Genomic DNA, 17,188 nt, shown 5'->3' on the forward strand with positions numbered 1-17,188 from the left:
CTCAAATCATTAAATGATGAATACAAATCTTAAAAATATAATAGTTGCTGTAATGGTAACTACAATTTTAACAAGCTGTGAAGCTGTTAAAAACTCGAACAACACACAAAGAGGAGCAGTAATAGGTACTGCTGCAGGAGCTGTACTGGGAGGAATTATAGGAAATAATGTAAAAAACAAAAACTCTGCACTTGGAGCGGTTATTGGTGGTGTTGTAGGTGGTGTTGCCGGTGGTGTAATTGGTAAGCAAATGGATAAGCAGGCTCAAAAAATCGAATCTGAAATACCAGGAGCAGAAGTAACCAGAGTAGGAGAAGGTATTGATGTAGTATTTGATGAAAATAGTGGTGTATATTTTGCTACAAATAAATCAGACATCAACGCCAAATCAAAAACCAATCTTAATAAATTAGCAGGTATATTTAAAGAATATCCAGATACAAACATAATTGTAGAAGGGCATACAGACAATACCGGAGATGATGCTTATAATATGACATTGTCTCAAAAAAGAGCAAATGCAGTTACCAACTATTTGATATCTCAAGGAATCAGCAAAAGTCGTCTTACAACTTATGCACATGGAGAAACGCTTCCAAAATATGACAATGCGACTCCAGAAGGCAGAGCCAAAAACAGAAGAGTAGAACTTGGTATTGTAGCCAATGAAAAAATGAAACAAGACGCAGAAAATCAAGTAAAAGACTAATTTTTGTAATATAACATTTAAAATCCCGACTAAATGGTCGGGATTTTTTTATGCTCAAATTTTATGTACCTTCAATACATGAACAAACATTCACACATAACCATTATAGGCGCGGGATTAGCCGGGCTAACAAGTGCGATACATTTGGCCAAAGCAGGTATTTTTGTTGTACTTATCGAAAAAGATACCTACCCAAGGCATAAAGTATGTGGTGAGTATATATCAAACGAAGTCTTGCCATATTTTAGTTTTCTGGATATAGATATAGATTCCCTTAAACCTGTACCTATTTCAAAATTTTGTATCAGTACCCAAAAAGGAAATAGTATTAATTGCAATATGCCACTAGGAGGGTTTGGTATTAGTAGATATACCCTGGATAACTATCTATGGGAAAAAGCAAAAAAACTAGGGGTCTTGTTAATAAATAATCAAGTAACCGATATTGAATATCAAAATAACATATTTACAATAACCACTTCAGATAATCAGGAACTAACCAGTGATTATGTAATTGGGGCGTATGGCAAGCGAACGCAGTTAGACAAAACCTTGAAAAGAAGTTTTGCTTTTCAAAAATCCCCATGGTTGGCAATAAAAGCACATTACAAAGCAGATATAGCCTCGGATACTGTTGCACTTCACAATTTTAGTGGAGGGTATTGCGGGATTTCTATGGTAGAAAACAATACAGTAAACACCTGTTATCTTGTTTCTTATGATAGTTTTAAAAAATATAAAAACATAGCAATTTTTCAAAAAGAAGTGTTATATAAAAATCCTTTCTTAAAAAAATTCTTTTTGAATGCAAAACCACTATTTGAAGCCTCCATAACTATTGGTCAAATTAATTTTGAAAAGAAAGAACCTGTAAAAAATCACATTTTTATGACAGGAGATGCCGCAGGTTTGATACATCCGCTTTGTGGTAATGGTATGGCAATGGCAATACAAAGCGCAAAAATACTAAGTGAATTATTGATTAGTAGCTATGATAATACATCTGTACTAAACAGAACAGATATCGAAAAACAGTACCACAAAAAATGGAAGGATACATTTTATAAAAGATTATACACAGGCAGGGTTTTACAAAAGGTATTACTGAATGAAAACCTACAGTATACATCTTATCTGATAGCAAATGCAATCCCTTTTATTGTACCAAAAATTATTAAACAAACCCACGGAGAACCATTGGTATGCCTGTAAATTTAAAATATCGAAGTAAAGAACATGAGATCATGGATGACCCTGCCATAAAGGATAGGGCTTTAAATGAAGCTTTATCTGATATTTCTAAAGTAAACCGATGGCTGGGAGGTAATAATATTACTATTAAAGCAATACACAAGTTGGTGAAAAAAATCCCTTTGTCAAAAGAAATTGTTATTTGTGACCTGGGATGTGGAGATGGAGAAATGCTAAGAACAATTGCTAATTCATTTAAAAGAACAAAAAGAAATATACGGCTTATTGGAATTGATTTGAATGAAAAAAGTTTGCAAAGTGCCAAAAAGAAGAGTTTATCTTACCCCCAAATATCATTTCTAAAACAAAATATACTGGAAATAGATACCTCAAGATTTTCCTGCGACATCATAATTGCCACATTAACGCTACACCATTTTGATGATAAACAGATAAAAGAAATATTAAAAAAATCTGTCGAAATAGCTAATAAGGCGGTGATTGTAAATGATTTACATCGTAGTGTAATTGCGTACTACCTTTTTAAGGTATTCAGTTTCTTTTTTATAAAAAGTTATGTGGCAAAAAACGACGGTTTGGTTTCTATAAAAAGAGGGTTCAAAAAACAAGAACTTATACAGTTTTCTAAACAAATAAACGTCCCTGAGTATAAAGTTGACTGGAAATGGGCTTTTCGTTTTGGATGGGTTCTTAAAAAAAGTTAATATTAAATTATAAAAACAAAAATATTGAGTGTAAAAATAGTTACTGTCGCCAAACAATTACCACAATTTGTAAGAGATACAAAGGATATATTACCTTATGTTTCGGCATGGTTATCAGGACAGAATGATCGTTTCAAAAGAAAAGTGATTAAGATTTTTGAAAATGCAGCTGTAGACAGGCGTTATGGCATAATGAGTATTGAAGAAGTTTTTTCTGCTACTTCTTTTGAAGATAAAAATGATATTTATGTGAGGGAAGTAAAAAAAATGGGGATATCTGTGGTAAAAAAAGCTTTGAAAAAGGCTGATTGGGAACCAAAATCACTGGATTATATTATTACCGTAAGTTGTACCGGTATTATGATACCTTCAGTAGATGCATATATCATTAACGATCTTGGTCTTAAACAAGATATTGTACGGCTTCCGGTTACAGAAATGGGCTGTGTAGCAGGAGTTTCGGGTATTATTTATGCAAGAAACTTTTTACAAGCAAACCCCGGTAAAAGAGCCGCGGTAGTTGCTATAGAATCCCCTACATCCACATTTCAGTTAAACGATTATAGCATGACCAATATGGTAAGTGCCGCTATTTTTGGTGATGGAGCAGCATGTGTACTTTTATCTTCAGAAAAAGATGCTATCGGTCCCAAAATCCTGGGAGATGCGATGTACCATTTTTATGATGCAACCTCTATGATGGGTTTTAAATTAACCAATGGCGGACTACAAATGATATTAGACCCTAAAGTACCAGAAACAATAGCAGAACATTTTCCTGAAATAATCCATCCTTTTTTGAAAAAACATGATAAAAAGATCGAAGATATCAATCACCTTATCTTTCATCCCGGAGGGAAAAAAATAGTACAAACCGTAGAAGAACTTTTTGGGCATTTAGGTAAAAATATAGAAGATACCAAAGCTGTTTTAAAAGAGTATGGCAATATGAGTAGTGCTACAGTATTATATGTGTTAGAACGTTTTATGGATCGAACGCCAACGGCAGGAGAAACCGGATTGATGTTAAGTTTTGGACCGGGGTTTACTGCACAACGAATATTGCTGGAATGGTAAATAATTAGTAAATTTTCATTTTCGTATAAACGAAAATTTGATATATGAGCAAAGATTTTGAAAACAAAAACGAATGGGCGCTTATTCTGGGCGGTAGTACTGGTTTGGGACTGGCTACCGCTAAAAAATTAGCACAGCATGGTATGAACATTATTATACTGCACCGCAATCGTAAAAGTGAACTACCACAAATAGAAATAGATTTTAAAGAAATACAAGATTCAGGAATACAATTTCACTCCTTTAATACAGATCTGTTAAGACCAGAAAAACGAAAAGAAGTAATAAAGGATATTCGTCAAAATATAGGAGAAGGAAGCATAAAAACCCTGATACATAGTATCGCAAAAGGAAATTTAAAACCTATGGTTAATGCAGAACATCTGTTGAGCAATGATGATTTTCATTTAACCATTAATGCAATGGCAATAAGCCTGTATGATTGGGTAACATCTGTTTTTAATGCTAAGTTGTTTGCCAAAGACACAAGGATTATTTCTTTTACAAGCGAAGGAAATACAAAAGCATGGAAGAATTATGCCGCAGTTTCTGCAGCAAAAGTAGCCTTAGAGGCTATTACAAGAAGTATAGCCCTGGAGTTTGCTACTTATGGTATCAAAGCTAATTGTTTGCAACCGGGCGCAGTAGATACCCAATCCTTACGCCTTATCCCTGGTTATGAGCAAATAATAGAGCATAGTATACAAAGAAATCCGTTTAACAGGATTACAACCCCCCGGGATGTTGCAAATGTAGTATATCTGTTATGTAAAGACGAAGCTGCATGGATTAACGGCTGTGTCATTCCTGTAAATGGAGGGGAGCATTTGAATTAAAATTATAGAATATGAACATAAAATTATTTCTTTTTATTCTGCTTTATACTATCAGTATCTCTCTTACCGCACAAAAAAAGCATAATGATACCATTCCATTTAAAAATGATTTGGGCTTGATTATTATTCCGATTCATTTTAATGGACAGAAAAAAAACTTTGTGTTTGATACAGGTGCCACACATTCTATAGGGTATTCATGGGTAAAAAATGAATTGAAGAAAACTAAAAAAACAATTAATGTTGTTTCTTCCAGCCAATCAAAGTTTAAATTAAGATATTATAAAAGTGACTCAATAAATCTTGCATCTGCACGAATAACAAAACATAAAATTCTTAAAGCTAGAGATAGTAATATATTTTCGTGCTATAATATAGATGGAATACTTGGCATGGATATCCTCTCTCACTTTAACTGGCTAATTAATTTTAAAGAAAAATATGTGGTAATGTTACCTTCTGATTCTATTCCTAAACAGATTAGTCAAAAAATGTATGCTCTTGATTTTGTATATGAAAACCAAAAACCTATGGTCTTTTTTAACATAAATGATACCCCCATAAAATTTTTGTTAGATACAGGAGCTACAAGCTCTGATATTAATGTTAGATACAAAAAAAGGATAAAGGATCTGGGTAGATACAAAAAAGAAATTCATAGTACGTTTTTTGATTTTAATGGTATTATGAATAAAACAAAAAGTACCGTTATAAAGTTTTCAGGTATTAGTTCAGGATCATTTATAAGTAAACCTATATTAGAATTAGGGGTTGAAAGCAGTAAAATAGGTAATTCTTTGTGGAAAGACACAACACTTTTTTTAAGTGTCAAAAATAACGTGCTATATTCTTCGGTTACTGATGTAGATGAGTTTCAGGAAAGTTATGGAAGCTCGTTTGTTTTTGAAAACAGTAAAATTATAGTAGCAAAAGTAATAGAAGGAAGTCTGGCTTGGCAGCAAGGCTTAAGACAAGGAACAGAGATTTTAAAAATTAATGAAAAAGAATTTAATGATTTTTGTAGTGTTTATAAATTTCAAAATAAAATGATAGAACAGAAAAAGGATCTGGATGTAACATTAAAAAATGGGAAAACAATTACGTTATCTAGAAAATCTATTTTTTAAGGATTTAGTCTTCCCGATTGATAAAATATTAAAAATAAAATATATTGAAAAATACACTGCTTATAATACTCCCTGTTGTTTTTTATGTATTGGTATGTAAAAAAAGGAATAATATAGTACAAAATCCAGATAAAGACATAAACACAGAAGCAAAAGTAATTGGTGTTTCAGTTACAGGAGATGAAAATAAGTATTCTTTTGCAGTAGAAATTAAGAGTCCGGATACAGGTTGTGATCAATATGCAGATTGGTGGGAAATAGTTTCTGAGGATGAAAAACTAATATATCGTAGAGTTCTGGCAAACAGTCATGTACAAGAACAACCTTTTACAAGATCAGGAGGGCCTGTAAAAATAAAAAAAGAGCAAACCGTATATGTACGTGTACATACAAACACTACAGGATATAGTACCAGGATATATAAAGGAAGCGTAGCCAAAGGATTTATAGAAAGCACTTTGGATATTACTTTTGCCAGTGATTTAGAAACCGTAGAGCCATTGCCAAATGGATGTGCATTTTAATTTTTTTATATTTTGATAGAGAAAGATATTTTACAGGAATTACCATATACCAAGCCTTTTCTTTTTGTGGATGAAATATTTGAAGTAGAGGATACTCATATTTTGGGTGGTTATCAATTTAAAGAAGACGAATATTTTTATAAAGGACATTTTAAAGATAATCCTGTCACTCCCGGGGTTATACTCACAGAGTGTATGGCACAAATAGGATTGGCCTGTTTTGGTATTTATCTTTTAAAAGGGGAGTGGGATGAGCAGACTTGTGGAGTAGCTATGACGAGTAACGAAATGAATTTTTATAAACCGGTATTTCCCGGAGAAAAAGTAATTGTGGAAGCTAATAAAATTTATTTTAGGTTTAACAAACTAAAATGCAATGTAGTAATGCATAATTCTAAAGGTGTTTTGGTTGCTAAAGGGATAGTATCGGGATTAGCATTTAACAAAAAAGAATGAATAAACGAAGAGTAGTTATAACAGGTTTAGGTGTAGTTTCTCCAAATGGAATGAATGTTTCAGAATTTAATTCGAACCTTCAAAAAGGAGTGAGTGGCATACGCTGTATTGAAGAATTGAAAAAAATGAATTTTTCATGTCAAATAGCTGGTTTACCAATGTATAACAAAGAATACTTGAATAATTACTTTAATAATATTCAATTAAAAGGATTGCATGCTACCGGGATGGAATATGGTGTTATAGCAGGTATGGATGCATGGAAAAATGCAGGGTTTTCGATAAATGATTCGGATATTCCTTATTGGGACACAGGAGTGATTTTTGGTACAGGAATATTGGGAGTAGATAAATTTAGAGAAGCCATTTATAAAGTAGATAATGGTGACGTTAGAAGGCTGGGAAGCACAACAGTCACCCAAACTATGGCAAGCGGTATTAGTGCTTTTTTAGGAGGTATCATTGGTTGTGGTAACATAGTTACCACTAACTCTTCGGCATGTAGTACAGGAACGGAAGCTATTTTGATGGCATACAACCGTATTATTAATAAGGAAGCAGAAGTTATCCTTGCAGGAAGTACCAGTGATAGTGGGCCATACATCTGGGGAGGTTTTGATGCTATGCGTATTTTACCATATAAATACAATGATAATCCAACAAAAGCATCCAGGCCTATGAGTGCTGCTGCCAGTGGTTTTGTGCCAGGTAGTGGAGCAGGGGCCTTAGTTGTAGAAAGCCTTGAAAATGCCAAAAAAAGAGGGGCAACCATATATGCCGAAATATTGGGAGGACATGTAAATAGTGGGGGACAACGTGGTGGTGGTAGTATGACCGCACCTAATAACCAGGCAGTACAACGTTGTATTCGTAAAGCAATAGATAATGCAGGCATACAACCTGTTGATATAGACGCTATAAACGGGCATTTGACTGCTACCAACAAAGATGCAGATGAAATACAAAACTGGTGTCAGGCACTAGAGCGAAAAGGACAGGATTTTCCTTATATTAATTCCTTAAAAAGTTTGGTAGGGCATTGCCTTGCGGCATCAGGAAGTATAGAAAGTGTTGCCACCATATTACAACTTAAAGAAAATTATGTGTTTGGAAACATAAATTGTGAAGATTTGCACCCGGAAATTGCATCACTGATTAGCAGAGACAGAGTTCCTGTACAAACAATAAATTTTTCTCCAAACATTATAGCCAAAGCCAGTTTTGGATTTGGAGATGTAAATGCATGTATTATTTTTAAAAAGTACCTCTGAAATACGAGATTTAATACTAAATGAAATATGAATAAAGAACAATTATTGTCCAGGTTAAAAGTAATTATAACCCCGTATGTACAAAATGAAGAAGGGCTTCATACCCTTAATGAAGACACCGATTTTGTAAAAGATCTGGAGATTAATTCGGCTAATTTGGTAGACATAGTACTCGATGTAGAAGATGAATTTGATATCGAAATCGATAATGAAGCAATGGAAAAGATGTTAACCGTTAAAGCCTCTATACAAGTAATAGAAGAAAAATTAGCAGCAAAATGATCGGCAATGATATTGTAGATATCAAAGTAGCCAAACAACAAAGTAATTGGCAGAGAAGGGGTTGGTTACAAAAAATATGTACCAATACCGAACAAAAGGATATTATAGACTCAAAAAAACCTGAAACATTGGTTTGGAAATATTGGAGCATGAAAGAAGCTGCATACAAAGCCCACCAAAGGCGTTTTAAGCTGCCTCCTGTGTTTAATCCAAAAAGTTTTGAGTGTACCATGGGAGGAAAAGTTTATGTGGATGATTTTGTATATAAAGCGAATACAAAAATTAATAATAGATATATTTATACTATTGCAACGATTTATGATAAAGATTGCTTTTCTTCGATTTTTGAAAATATCGCAGACATACGCTATGAAGCAAAGAAAATTATCTGTCAAAAACTGCATATCCCCGTATCTTTAATTTACTTTGAAAAAAATAATAACAGGGTACCAACCATACATATAGATCAAAAAAAAGTACAAATACCAATATCTATAACACACCACGGACAATACTCGGCATTTGTAGCTTTGATCTAATAATTTTATTATAAGCAAAAACATGGAATTAAAATTTATATACCCAAGATGGGGAAATGCGGATTTAAAATGGGATGTTTTTTTAAAAAAAGTTAAAAACGCTGGCTATACGGGTATCGAGATTGATTTACCTTTAGATCCAATAGAAAAAAAAGAAATTTTGTCTATTGTTTCAGATTATGAATTAGAAATTGTAGCACAGCATTGGGAAACTAAAGAAACAGATTTTTACATACATAAAGAAAAATATAAGAGGCACTTGTATAATCTGGCAGAAGCTAATCCGTTGCTAATAAATTCTCACACGGGAATGGATTTTTTTTCGTTTAAAAAAAATGCTAAGTTAATTCAGCTGGCAGGAGATATAGAAAAAGAAACAGGTGTTCCTATTGCTCACGAAACACACAGGTCCCGTTTTTCATTTGCTTCTCACACTAGTTATAAATACTTGAAAGAATTTCCAGAATTAAAACTTACTTCTGATTTTTCTCATTGGTGTTGTGTAGCAGAATCTATGTTGGAAAATCAAAAAAAAGCAGTAAAAAGAGCAATAGAGAACACCTACCATATACATGCTCGTGTTGGATCCTCTCAATCCCCGCAATTAAATGACCCAAGAGAAGAGCGCTATGCATTAGAGTTATCTGTTTTTAAAAAATGGTGGAAAGATATGATCGATAATGCCAAAGCTCAAAAAAGAGAATATATAACCATTACTACCGAGTATGGCCCTTATCCATATTCTAATTACATCCCAAATACAGATCAGCTAATGGGGGATGCATGGCAAATTAATCAGTTTATTAAAGAAGAAATAAATAAGGATCAAAAAATTATAGAAGAATAGGAAAATAGAACCGTATATTCAGTTTGTTCTGCTCTCTGTTTTCGTGGATATCGATACCAAAATCACTGGTATAGATAGAGGTAATACCCAGTAATTTTTTATCATCCAGAGAGAATGTTATAATAATTTCTTTTTCTATCCCTTTTATAGTCAAATCACCAATAATTTTGTATGTATTTTCACCAAAAGAGACTACGTGAGTACTTTTAAAAAAAATTTTTGGGAACTTCTTTTTATAAAAGAATTTTTCCCACATAAGATGACCATCTCTTAAAAAATTATCGGTATCTAGTGTTTTAACAAGGACGGTTCCCGAAAAACTAGCATTTTCCGGATCTTTTGGATTAAAATTAATTTTAAAATCTAACCCAGAGATAGTACCCGAGGTGTTTTCTTCGATAAAATCAAAAGATATTCTGGATTTTTCTTTATTAAACTCAAGCTCCTTAAAATCATTAATTAGTGTATAATCAAGTTTAGAATTGGGAGACAACTCATTTGCATCAATAATAATATCCTGAATGATATCCTGACCATAACCTTTTATCAAAACCATACCTATTATGATGTAAATAATAGTTTTCATAATCACAAATAAATTATTTATGTATAAAGATAATCAAACATCATTCCAACAAAAACACTATAATCAATAATTAATATCATTTTAACAAGGATTTAAAAGTCAAAAACAGGTTATGTTATTTTGTTTTTGGGTATTTTCTTTAGATACAAAAGAATAGCGATAGAAAGTATTGAGCATAGCAAAAAACCAATAAACAGGGGCAGGGTGGTATCTTTTATAAATTTTCCTGTATAAATACTAATAGGAACAGCCATCAAAGTAGATATAAACCCTGTAATTGCCGCACCGATTCCTGCAATGTGCCCAATTGGTTGCATTGCCAAAGCCCTTAAATTTCCGAATAAAAAACCAATAGCAAAAAACTGCACTCCAAAAAAGGATAATAGAACGACTAGACTTGGATTTGGAGAATTATAAAACAATAGGATATATAATAACGAGACTCCAAAAAAAGTAAATAAAGAAACTGTAACCAGTTTTTCCATACCATATTTAATCACCAATATTCCGTTTAAAAAAATAGCAGAACCAATGGATATTGCCAAAACTCCAAAAATGTAAGGAAACTCTTCTTTCAAAAGATATTGTTGCTCGAAGATTTGTTGAGAAGTACTTAGATATACCATAAAAGAACCTGTAATAAAACCAGAAATCAAGGTAAATCCAATTGTAGTTTTATATCTCACTAATTCTTTTATACCATCTATAAAAATAGTAGGTGTAAATTTTATTCGTTTAGATAACTTTAAAGTTTCTTTTTGTCTTTTCCAAAACCAGACAGAAACCAGAATACTAAATATAAGCTGAACATAAAATATTGCTTGCCAATTATAACGATCCAGAAAAAATTTGCCCATTGCAGGAGCAATAATGGGGACTAAAATAAATACTACAGTAATAAAGGACATGATACGTGCCATATAATCCCCGCTAAACAGATCTCTTATCATTGCAATGCTTATCGTTCTTGGAGCAGAAAGTCCTATTCCTTGTAAAATTCTGCCAAAAACCATCATTTCGATACTTGTAGAATAAATACAAATAAAACTGGCAATACTAAAAATTAAAAAGCCGATATAAACAATTGGTTTTCTGCCCAAACTATCCGATACAGGTCCAAAAACCAATGGGCCAATACCAAGCCCTAAAAAAAACATTGTAATCAACAATTGATTATCCGATAGTTGTGTGGTTCCTATTGTTTTTCCTATACTATCCAATGCGGGCAAAATAGCGTCAATTGCAAGTGCTACGATTGACATTAGGGAGGCCATTAGAGTTATAAATTCTAATTGTGCTAGCTTCTTTTTTGACATGACGCAAAAGTAAGGTATTTAAGTATTTAAACAGGAGGTTTTTTATCAAGAAGTCCTTCTGAAATTATATATATAAAATGTCTTTAAACATGGCAAAATTTACGCGATATAGAGATGAGTTGATTTATCATCCCCGTTGAAAAACGGAATCCACTCATTAATAACACTATACCAAAACAAACTAAAGTATAGTTTTTTGTCGTGTACTTAGATAAAATGTTTAAATAAAGATGGTATAGATAACGATTTTAAAACTAAATTTGCCAGCTTATTTTTTTTTTATGGAACAGAATGAAATAGATAGTAAACAAGAGGTTACTATCAAAGAAATTGACCAGTGTATCAAAGTATTAGAAAAATTAATATCTAATACCAATACTATTTTTGATATTTCTGAAGAGCGTAGAATAGCATTAATGAAAGCTGCGGGAATGTTGTCCAGACCTAATAAAGAAGAATTTAAAAAGCGAAAAAAAGATTCTAAAACAGCAGTAAAGCGTAAGGTTGCTGCTATGGATAAAGATGCCCGTAAAAAAACAGGAATACGAAGTGCCCGTGAGGCTACCGTATTTGTAGCTCCAAAATTACTGCCAGTATCTGAAATCAGGAATACAGAACAGCCAGAATTATCCTCGCCAAGAAATTGTTATATATGCAAAACCGAGTATACCAAACTACACCATTTTTATGATACTATGTGTGGCGAATGCGGGGATTTTAATTATGCAAAACGTTTTCAAACAGCCGATGTTAAAGGACAAGTAGCTATAATTACCGGATCCCGTTTAAAAATAGGATATCATATTGCTTTAATGTTATTGCGAGGGGGCGCAACGGTAGTAGCAACAACACGTTTTCCTGTAGATGCTGCATTACGTTTTTCGAGAGAAGAAGATTTTACTTCGTGGGGACATAGGTTAAAAATTCACGGACTGGATTTACGGCATATACCCAGTGTAGAGATTTTTTGCAATTTTATAGAGCAACGTTACGAGCGTTTGGATATATTAATAAATAATGCTGCACAAACGGTTAGGCGTCCTGCCGGGTTTTATGCCCATTTAATGGAAAATGAACAATTGCCAATAGAGGCATTACCAAAATATGCAAAAGATGTATTGGCAGATCATCTGGAGTGTTTGCAAGAACTGCAAGCGTTGACTACCGGGGCTTCATCTAATCAAAATATGCCGGTAACCTGGCATGGGCCAGAACCGGGAATAGGTTTACGGGCATCTGCAAAGCTATCGCAAATACCATATAGTTTTGATAACTCGTTGGTTGCCAAAGAGGTATTTCCAGAAGGAGAATTAGATGCAGATTTACAACAGGTAGATTTAAGAACCACAAATAGTTGGCGTTTAAAACTAGGAGAAATTGAAACTACAGAAATGATAGAGGTACAATTGGTAAACTCTGTAGCACCATTTGTATTATGCAATCGTTTATCTGAGATTATGAAAAAGGAGTATACAGGGCAAAAACATATCATTAATGTTTCTGCTATGGAAGGAAAATTTCATACTTTTTTTAAGGAAGATCGTCATCCGCATACCAATATGGCAAAAGCAGCTTTAAATATGTTAACGCATACAGCGGCGGGTAGTTTAGCAAAAGAAGGAATCTTTATGAATGCTGTAGATACCGGTTGGGTTACAGACGAAGATCCCGCAGTTTTAGCAAAAAGAAAAGAAGAATTACACGATTTTCAACCACCGTTAGATATTGTAGATGGTGCAGCGCGAGTTATGGATCCATTATTTGATGGTATCAATACAGGAAAACATTGGGCAGGAAAATTTTTAAAAGACTATATGCCGATATCCTGGTAAGCTTGGTAAGATAAATTTGTAGGGTATACGTTTTTTGAATAATGCTTAAAAACAACAATTCTTATTAGAGTGGTTGTTTTAAAATATTATATTTTACATAATATAAATTATAGTACAAATATAATATATGAGTAAAACGGCGAATAGAACTTTTTCGGTTCTATTTTACATAGATGCAGATATAACGACACCGTTAGGTGTTTTATATCGTCAGCAATTATGTAAAAGCCAATTTGCGGCATTTATAGTTCTATTGTAACTATAATGTAGTATTATGTAAAATATCCCACAGTAATTCTATTTCATAGTCATATTAGCTACTGGGGTCATTAAAATTATTTTAAGGCGTTTATGATTAAACCTCACGTTTTTATTTGTAGCTATAATTTGCCGCTATGTAAAATTGCCACGCCCAACCGCTTTATTGTTTTGTAAATAAAAATGCTTAATGCATTTTTCTCTACACACAATTTGCCATCGCTTAGCCACACCAAAAAAAAGCAAACACTTTTAGGTAGTTTATAAATCGCGTATTTGATTAATCATACGTAAAAAAAGTTTTTACGCAATTCTCGTGAAGGTTCCCGCATAAGCATAAAATTACTCTAACGAGATAATTTCTATGCACATGCTATATTTAGAACACAGATTAAACATTCTATGAGTTTGCATTATAGATAACCTTTATTAGGTTGCACAGACACAATTTTTACTTTTATTTCTTCTCCTTTTAAAACAGACATCCTATCAGAACTAATTATGTACTCTTCTGTATCTTCATTTAATAAGCCTACATAATGAGACAATAATGCTGGTATTGCTTTGTTAATGAAACTCGATTCAATTCTTAGCGAAGTATAATAACCAGTATCCGAAGGATGAATTAAACAATTTACAAGACCTGGAATCTTTTCTTTATTAACGTTCATACAAGTGATATTATAGGTTTCTTCATCTTTTGCCTCTATGAATATTTCAACAATACCTTCCAATTCATCGTTTCTCAAATTGTTCGAATCACTTATCTTTTTCATTTTAAGATTAATCATTTCAAAATGAATGAATTCATATCGTATGTAATACCTGAAACTTGTATAGGATTCAAGCTTAATAAAATCTAAATATTCTTTTAATTCGGGTCTATCAGTATCTCCTATTCTTTTTTCTATAAAAGATTTATATTTAATCTTTGATCCAAATAATTGAGAAGCAAAATCCGAAGTCTTAAATATTCTTGTTGTAAAAACATCATTTTCGGTCATTTGTGCACATAATATTCTAACGTCATTTTTCTGCCAAAACTCTATTGTAATAGGATTTAAAATATCTTTAGTTAGAAATTTTCTAGCATTATGATAGGCATGATAGAAAGAATAATCATGGATTTCCCATAGATTATTATTCTTCGTTTCAAGAAGATGTTTGTAGTGATTTAATGACAGTTCCTTGAGTGTATCTTCATCCGTTCCCCAATCATCAAAGCTCATTTTTATTCTGTTCTCACTTAAAAAAGATAAAAACTCTAATTTTCGTTCAATTGCAAAATCTTTATCTAAAAATTCATTTTTAATTGTTACCCATAATTCTTTACGAAGTGCTTGAACTTCATTGTTTTGTTCTTTAGACAATACTCTTGATATAAACTGTACTAATATCTGTAGAACTGATGTAGAATAAGCTCCATAAATTTGCGCCTCATTAAAGATTATAAGTAATATCATAACTACAGATTTGACTCTATCAGTACTATCTGTATAATAAAAACTAATTCTATCTAAAATATTTTGAAGATGACCCGATTTTAAAGCTGTTTTTAAAGAGATGAAGTCATCTTCTAAATTAAAAATGTCTTCAAAATGAGTATATGACAGTTCATTTTCATCGATTCTTTGTTGAAGCAGTTTTCTTAAATTGTTTCCAAATTTTATTGAAGTGTGTTCTTCGGCTTGATTATCTTTTCCAAATAGAACTATTAATGTTTTTGCTAACAAAAGATTTTGGTGATAACTTAAGTTGTTTAGCTTACCTAATTCAACTTGTTCCGTTAAAGATGAAGATATTTTATAATTGCTATAATCAGGAGTGTAACTACCACCGCCATAGTAAAACCTAGAATTTTTTATAATATCATAGGTATCCCTATTATTTTCTTTTTTGTCAACTTCTTTCAATTCACATAGTTTTGTTTCTTGATTATAAGGTATCACATCAGACCAATTATTATTAATGAAAATCAAATACTAATTGATTTACTAATCGCTTTAAACCTCTATGGTTAGAAATATAATCATCAAATAAATTGTCTTTTCTATAAACAGCTTTTGTTACTTCTAAAATGAAGTTTTCTTTAAACCTTAGTTCTGAAGCCTTCAAAAACTCAGTAAGATCTTCTTTTAATTGTTGTTTATTAATTTCTGGTAAATAAACTTCTAACTGGAAAAATTTATCTACAAAAGTATGGTCGGAAATGTCATTTTTTTGCATTAAAGTATTTAAAACATAATCTTTATCCAATGCGATAATAAAGATGAAGTTTTTAAAATTAGCAGTATTCCTTACTAGTTTTAGCACCTGTAAAACTTCTTTATTAGAAAGTCTGTCTAAATCATCAACAAACACAATGAATTTTTTATTTAAACCCTCAAGAGTTGAATTTATTTTCTTGAAAGTGTCATAAGAAGAACTAGTAGAAAACGAAGGCGTATTTATAGACAAAAACTCTTTAATATTCTTATTTTTGTATAGCTTTAAAAGCTTTTCAGAATAATCAAGTATTTGATTGGAAAGTTGCCCACTATACTTATTAATTTCGGAACTAAGTTGTTTGAAAAATTCTGAAATTATATCATTCTCATTATGGTTTAAATAAGGTAAAAATTTAAGATGGAGTGTTTCTTTGAGTGGTTTTTTTTCTAACTCTTTCTCAATTAGTGCAATAAGACTTGATTTACCATTACCCCAAGGTCCCACAATACCAATTGTAAAGGATTTTTTAAAATTTGACCTCTCTAAATATGAAATTAAATCTTTAGCTCTTTTTTGATAATTTAATTTGTCTTGACGTTCTGATTCAATAGGGTCATCTGACACAAATGGATTCACTTTAATTTCCTCCTGTTTTGTTTTTATAAAATATTTTTTAAATAGACTTGTTAATAGAATGAACGTAGAGATTATTAAAGGTAAACCTATAAGATCAGTATAATAAAAATAAGGTGGTTTAATAAAGATAAATTGCCATCCATTAGGATAATTTGTAAACCTAATAATGCAAAAAAATAAAACTGTAAAAAAAATTACATGAAGTAAATTGGATGAAGGTTGATATCTTTTTAATTGGAATTTATATACAAAATAAATAATTGAAATCAAGCTCATTAAGAGAAACCATATAATATTTACTTGTTCTAAAGATTGTTTGTCAATAGTTAAATATTTTGTTATAAAATTATTTATGTAATTTTTAAATATAAAGAATAAAATGAGTAAAATACCGTACGATAAAATGGTTTTCGTTATTTTAGAATTAAAAAGATTATCTAATAGTTTTATCATTAGTTTTGCATTAAGAGCATTTAAAAAAGTTAATGAATATCCCATTAACTCTATAAAATCTACATCTGGTTATATCATCTATAAATATATTAAAATTTAACAAGCAATCATTTACGGAAAACCCTCACTTCTACATGAATATTAAGGGAAATATTCCCATTTCACACACATTACACTCCCTTCCTTCCGTCGGCTCGCATAATAAGTATTCCATACTTCTTCTGTATTAGATTTACCTATAAAATAAATCTTTGTTAATCAGCTATTTACTACTATCAATTCCAATTGAACATAACAAGCATAAGCTAATGGTTT

17 protein-coding genes are annotated in these 17,188 nt (G+C 31.8%); 13 read left to right on the forward strand and 4 right to left on the reverse strand.

The genetic code is table 11. The annotated features are described in order from the left end of the window. The first annotated feature begins 16 nt into the window (after window positions 1–16). The 12 genes from ACZIYX_RS00510 (at window position 17) to ACZIYX_RS00565 (ending at window position 9,584) form a co-directional block, all read left to right on the forward strand. Window positions 17–709: an OmpA family protein gene (locus ACZIYX_RS00510; RefSeq protein ID WP_462680393.1), complete on the forward strand. Its 693-nt coding sequence runs from the start codon at window positions 17–19 to the stop codon at window positions 707–709. 78 nt (window positions 710–787) lie between these two features. Then, the gene (locus tag ACZIYX_RS00515; RefSeq protein WP_462680227.1) at window positions 788–1,921 is read left to right on the forward strand and encodes an NAD(P)/FAD-dependent oxidoreductase; all 1,134 of its coding nucleotides are present in this window, start codon (window positions 788–790) and stop codon (window positions 1,919–1,921) included. Beyond that, window positions 1,912–2,625 carry a methyltransferase domain-containing protein gene (locus tag ACZIYX_RS00520; RefSeq protein ID WP_462680228.1) on the forward strand — a complete coding sequence of 238 codons (714 nt, stop codon included), beginning with the start codon at window positions 1,912–1,914 and terminating at the stop codon, window positions 2,623–2,625. The genes ACZIYX_RS00515 and ACZIYX_RS00520 overlap by 10 nt, the downstream gene beginning before the upstream one ends. 24 nt (window positions 2,626–2,649) lie before the next feature. Continuing rightward, window positions 2,650–3,702, forward strand: coding sequence for a type III polyketide synthase (locus ACZIYX_RS00525; RefSeq protein ID WP_462680229.1), 1,053 nt, complete (start codon window positions 2,650–2,652; stop codon window positions 3,700–3,702). A gap of 44 nt (window positions 3,703–3,746) precedes the next feature. Further along, window positions 3,747–4,538, forward strand: a complete 792-nt coding sequence (locus tag ACZIYX_RS00530; RefSeq protein WP_462680230.1) for an SDR family oxidoreductase — start codon at window positions 3,747–3,749, stop codon at window positions 4,536–4,538. 11 nt (window positions 4,539–4,549) lie between these two features. Next, window positions 4,550–5,665 carry an aspartyl protease family protein gene (locus ACZIYX_RS00535; RefSeq protein WP_462680231.1) on the forward strand — a complete coding sequence of 372 codons (1,116 nt, stop codon included), beginning with the start codon at window positions 4,550–4,552 and terminating at the stop codon, window positions 5,663–5,665. A 44-nt stretch (window positions 5,666–5,709) separates the two neighbouring features. Further along, complete coding sequence (locus ACZIYX_RS00540; RefSeq protein WP_462680232.1) at window positions 5,710–6,189, forward strand: hypothetical protein; 480 nt, start codon at window positions 5,710–5,712, stop codon at window positions 6,187–6,189. Between the two features lie 12 nt (window positions 6,190–6,201). After that, window positions 6,202–6,645, forward strand: coding sequence for a 3-hydroxyacyl-ACP dehydratase FabZ family protein (locus ACZIYX_RS00545; protein ID WP_462680233.1), 444 nt, complete (start codon window positions 6,202–6,204; stop codon window positions 6,643–6,645). After that, window positions 6,642–7,916 (forward strand): beta-ketoacyl-[acyl-carrier-protein] synthase family protein, encoded by a 1,275-nt coding sequence (locus ACZIYX_RS00550; RefSeq protein ID WP_462680234.1) that lies wholly within the window; start codon window positions 6,642–6,644, stop codon window positions 7,914–7,916. Before ACZIYX_RS00545 ends, ACZIYX_RS00550 begins: the two co-directional genes overlap by 4 nt. A gap of 27 nt (window positions 7,917–7,943) precedes the next feature. Then, complete coding sequence (locus ACZIYX_RS00555; RefSeq protein WP_462680235.1) at window positions 7,944–8,198, forward strand: acyl carrier protein; 255 nt, start codon at window positions 7,944–7,946, stop codon at window positions 8,196–8,198. Then, window positions 8,195–8,737, forward strand: coding sequence for a 4'-phosphopantetheinyl transferase family protein (locus ACZIYX_RS00560; protein ID WP_462680236.1), 543 nt, complete (start codon window positions 8,195–8,197; stop codon window positions 8,735–8,737). Before ACZIYX_RS00555 ends, ACZIYX_RS00560 begins: the two co-directional genes overlap by 4 nt. Before the next feature lie 22 nt (window positions 8,738–8,759). Then, window positions 8,760–9,584, forward strand: a complete 825-nt coding sequence (locus ACZIYX_RS00565; protein WP_462680237.1) for a sugar phosphate isomerase/epimerase family protein — start codon at window positions 8,760–8,762, stop codon at window positions 9,582–9,584. On the opposite strand, the gene ACZIYX_RS00570 is transcribed toward ACZIYX_RS00565, so the two are convergent. Together ACZIYX_RS00570 and ACZIYX_RS00575 are read right to left on the reverse strand one after the other, a co-directional pair. After that, a complete protein-coding gene (locus ACZIYX_RS00570; RefSeq protein ID WP_462680238.1) occupies window positions 9,571–10,170 on the reverse strand; it encodes a YceI family protein in 600 nt (199 codons plus the stop codon). The two genes, ACZIYX_RS00565 and ACZIYX_RS00570, sit on opposite strands and share 14 nt — an antisense overlap. A 110-nt stretch (window positions 10,171–10,280) precedes the next feature. Continuing rightward, window positions 10,281–11,486: a multidrug effflux MFS transporter gene (locus ACZIYX_RS00575; protein WP_462680239.1), complete on the reverse strand. Its 1,206-nt coding sequence runs from the start codon at window positions 11,484–11,486 to the stop codon at window positions 10,281–10,283. A gap of 281 nt (window positions 11,487–11,767) precedes the next feature. Between ACZIYX_RS00575 and ACZIYX_RS00580 the strand changes: the two genes are divergently transcribed. Continuing rightward, the gene (locus ACZIYX_RS00580; RefSeq protein WP_462680240.1) at window positions 11,768–13,318 is read left to right on the forward strand and encodes an SDR family NAD(P)-dependent oxidoreductase; all 1,551 of its coding nucleotides are present in this window, start codon (window positions 11,768–11,770) and stop codon (window positions 13,316–13,318) included. Between the two features lie 671 nt (window positions 13,319–13,989). Here ACZIYX_RS00580 and ACZIYX_RS00585 read toward each other — a convergent pair. Both ACZIYX_RS00585 and ACZIYX_RS00590 read right to left on the reverse strand, forming a co-directional pair. Next, entirely contained in the window at window positions 13,990–15,489 is a 1,500-nt protein-coding gene (locus ACZIYX_RS00585) for a hypothetical protein (protein ID WP_462680241.1), read from the reverse strand. Window positions 15,490–15,541: 52 nt separating this feature from the next. Further along, window positions 15,542–16,873: a P-loop NTPase fold protein gene (locus ACZIYX_RS00590; RefSeq protein ID WP_462680242.1), complete on the reverse strand. Its 1,332-nt coding sequence runs from the start codon at window positions 16,871–16,873 to the stop codon at window positions 15,542–15,544. Window positions 16,874–17,188 lie beyond the last annotated feature (315 nt).

The organism is Aquimarina sp., from assembly GCF_977115655.1.

What these genes read in the sequence shown, in the direction of transcription:
- ACZIYX_RS00510 (WP_462680393.1), top strand. Translation starts at nt 17, where the DNA reads ATGAATACAAATCTTAAAAATATAATAGTTGCTGTAATGGTAACTACA.
- ACZIYX_RS00515 (WP_462680227.1), top strand. Translation starts at nt 788, where the DNA reads ATGAACAAACATTCACACATAACCATTATAGGCGCGGGATTAGCCGGG.
- ACZIYX_RS00520 (WP_462680228.1), top strand. Translation starts at nt 1,912, where the DNA reads ATGCCTGTAAATTTAAAATATCGAAGTAAAGAACATGAGATCATGGAT.
- ACZIYX_RS00530 (WP_462680230.1), top strand. Translation starts at nt 3,747, where the DNA reads ATGAGCAAAGATTTTGAAAACAAAAACGAATGGGCGCTTATTCTGGGC.
- ACZIYX_RS00535 (WP_462680231.1), top strand. Translation starts at nt 4,550, where the DNA reads ATGAACATAAAATTATTTCTTTTTATTCTGCTTTATACTATCAGTATC.
- ACZIYX_RS00550 (WP_462680234.1), top strand. Translation starts at nt 6,642, where the DNA reads ATGAATAAACGAAGAGTAGTTATAACAGGTTTAGGTGTAGTTTCTCCA.
- ACZIYX_RS00555 (WP_462680235.1), top strand. Translation starts at nt 7,944, where the DNA reads ATGAATAAAGAACAATTATTGTCCAGGTTAAAAGTAATTATAACCCCG.
- ACZIYX_RS00560 (WP_462680236.1), top strand. Translation starts at nt 8,195, where the DNA reads ATGATCGGCAATGATATTGTAGATATCAAAGTAGCCAAACAACAAAGT.
- ACZIYX_RS00565 (WP_462680237.1), top strand. Translation starts at nt 8,760, where the DNA reads ATGGAATTAAAATTTATATACCCAAGATGGGGAAATGCGGATTTAAAA.
- ACZIYX_RS00570 (WP_462680238.1), bottom strand. Translation starts at nt 10,170, where the DNA reads ATGAAAACTATTATTTACATCATAATAGGTATGGTTTTGATAAAAGGT.
- ACZIYX_RS00575 (WP_462680239.1), bottom strand. Translation starts at nt 11,486, where the DNA reads ATGTCAAAAAAGAAGCTAGCACAATTAGAATTTATAACTCTAATGGCC.
- ACZIYX_RS00580 (WP_462680240.1), top strand. Translation starts at nt 11,768, where the DNA reads ATGGAACAGAATGAAATAGATAGTAAACAAGAGGTTACTATCAAAGAA.
- ACZIYX_RS00590 (WP_462680242.1), bottom strand. Translation starts at nt 16,873, where the DNA reads ATGATAAAACTATTAGATAATCTTTTTAATTCTAAAATAACGAAAACC.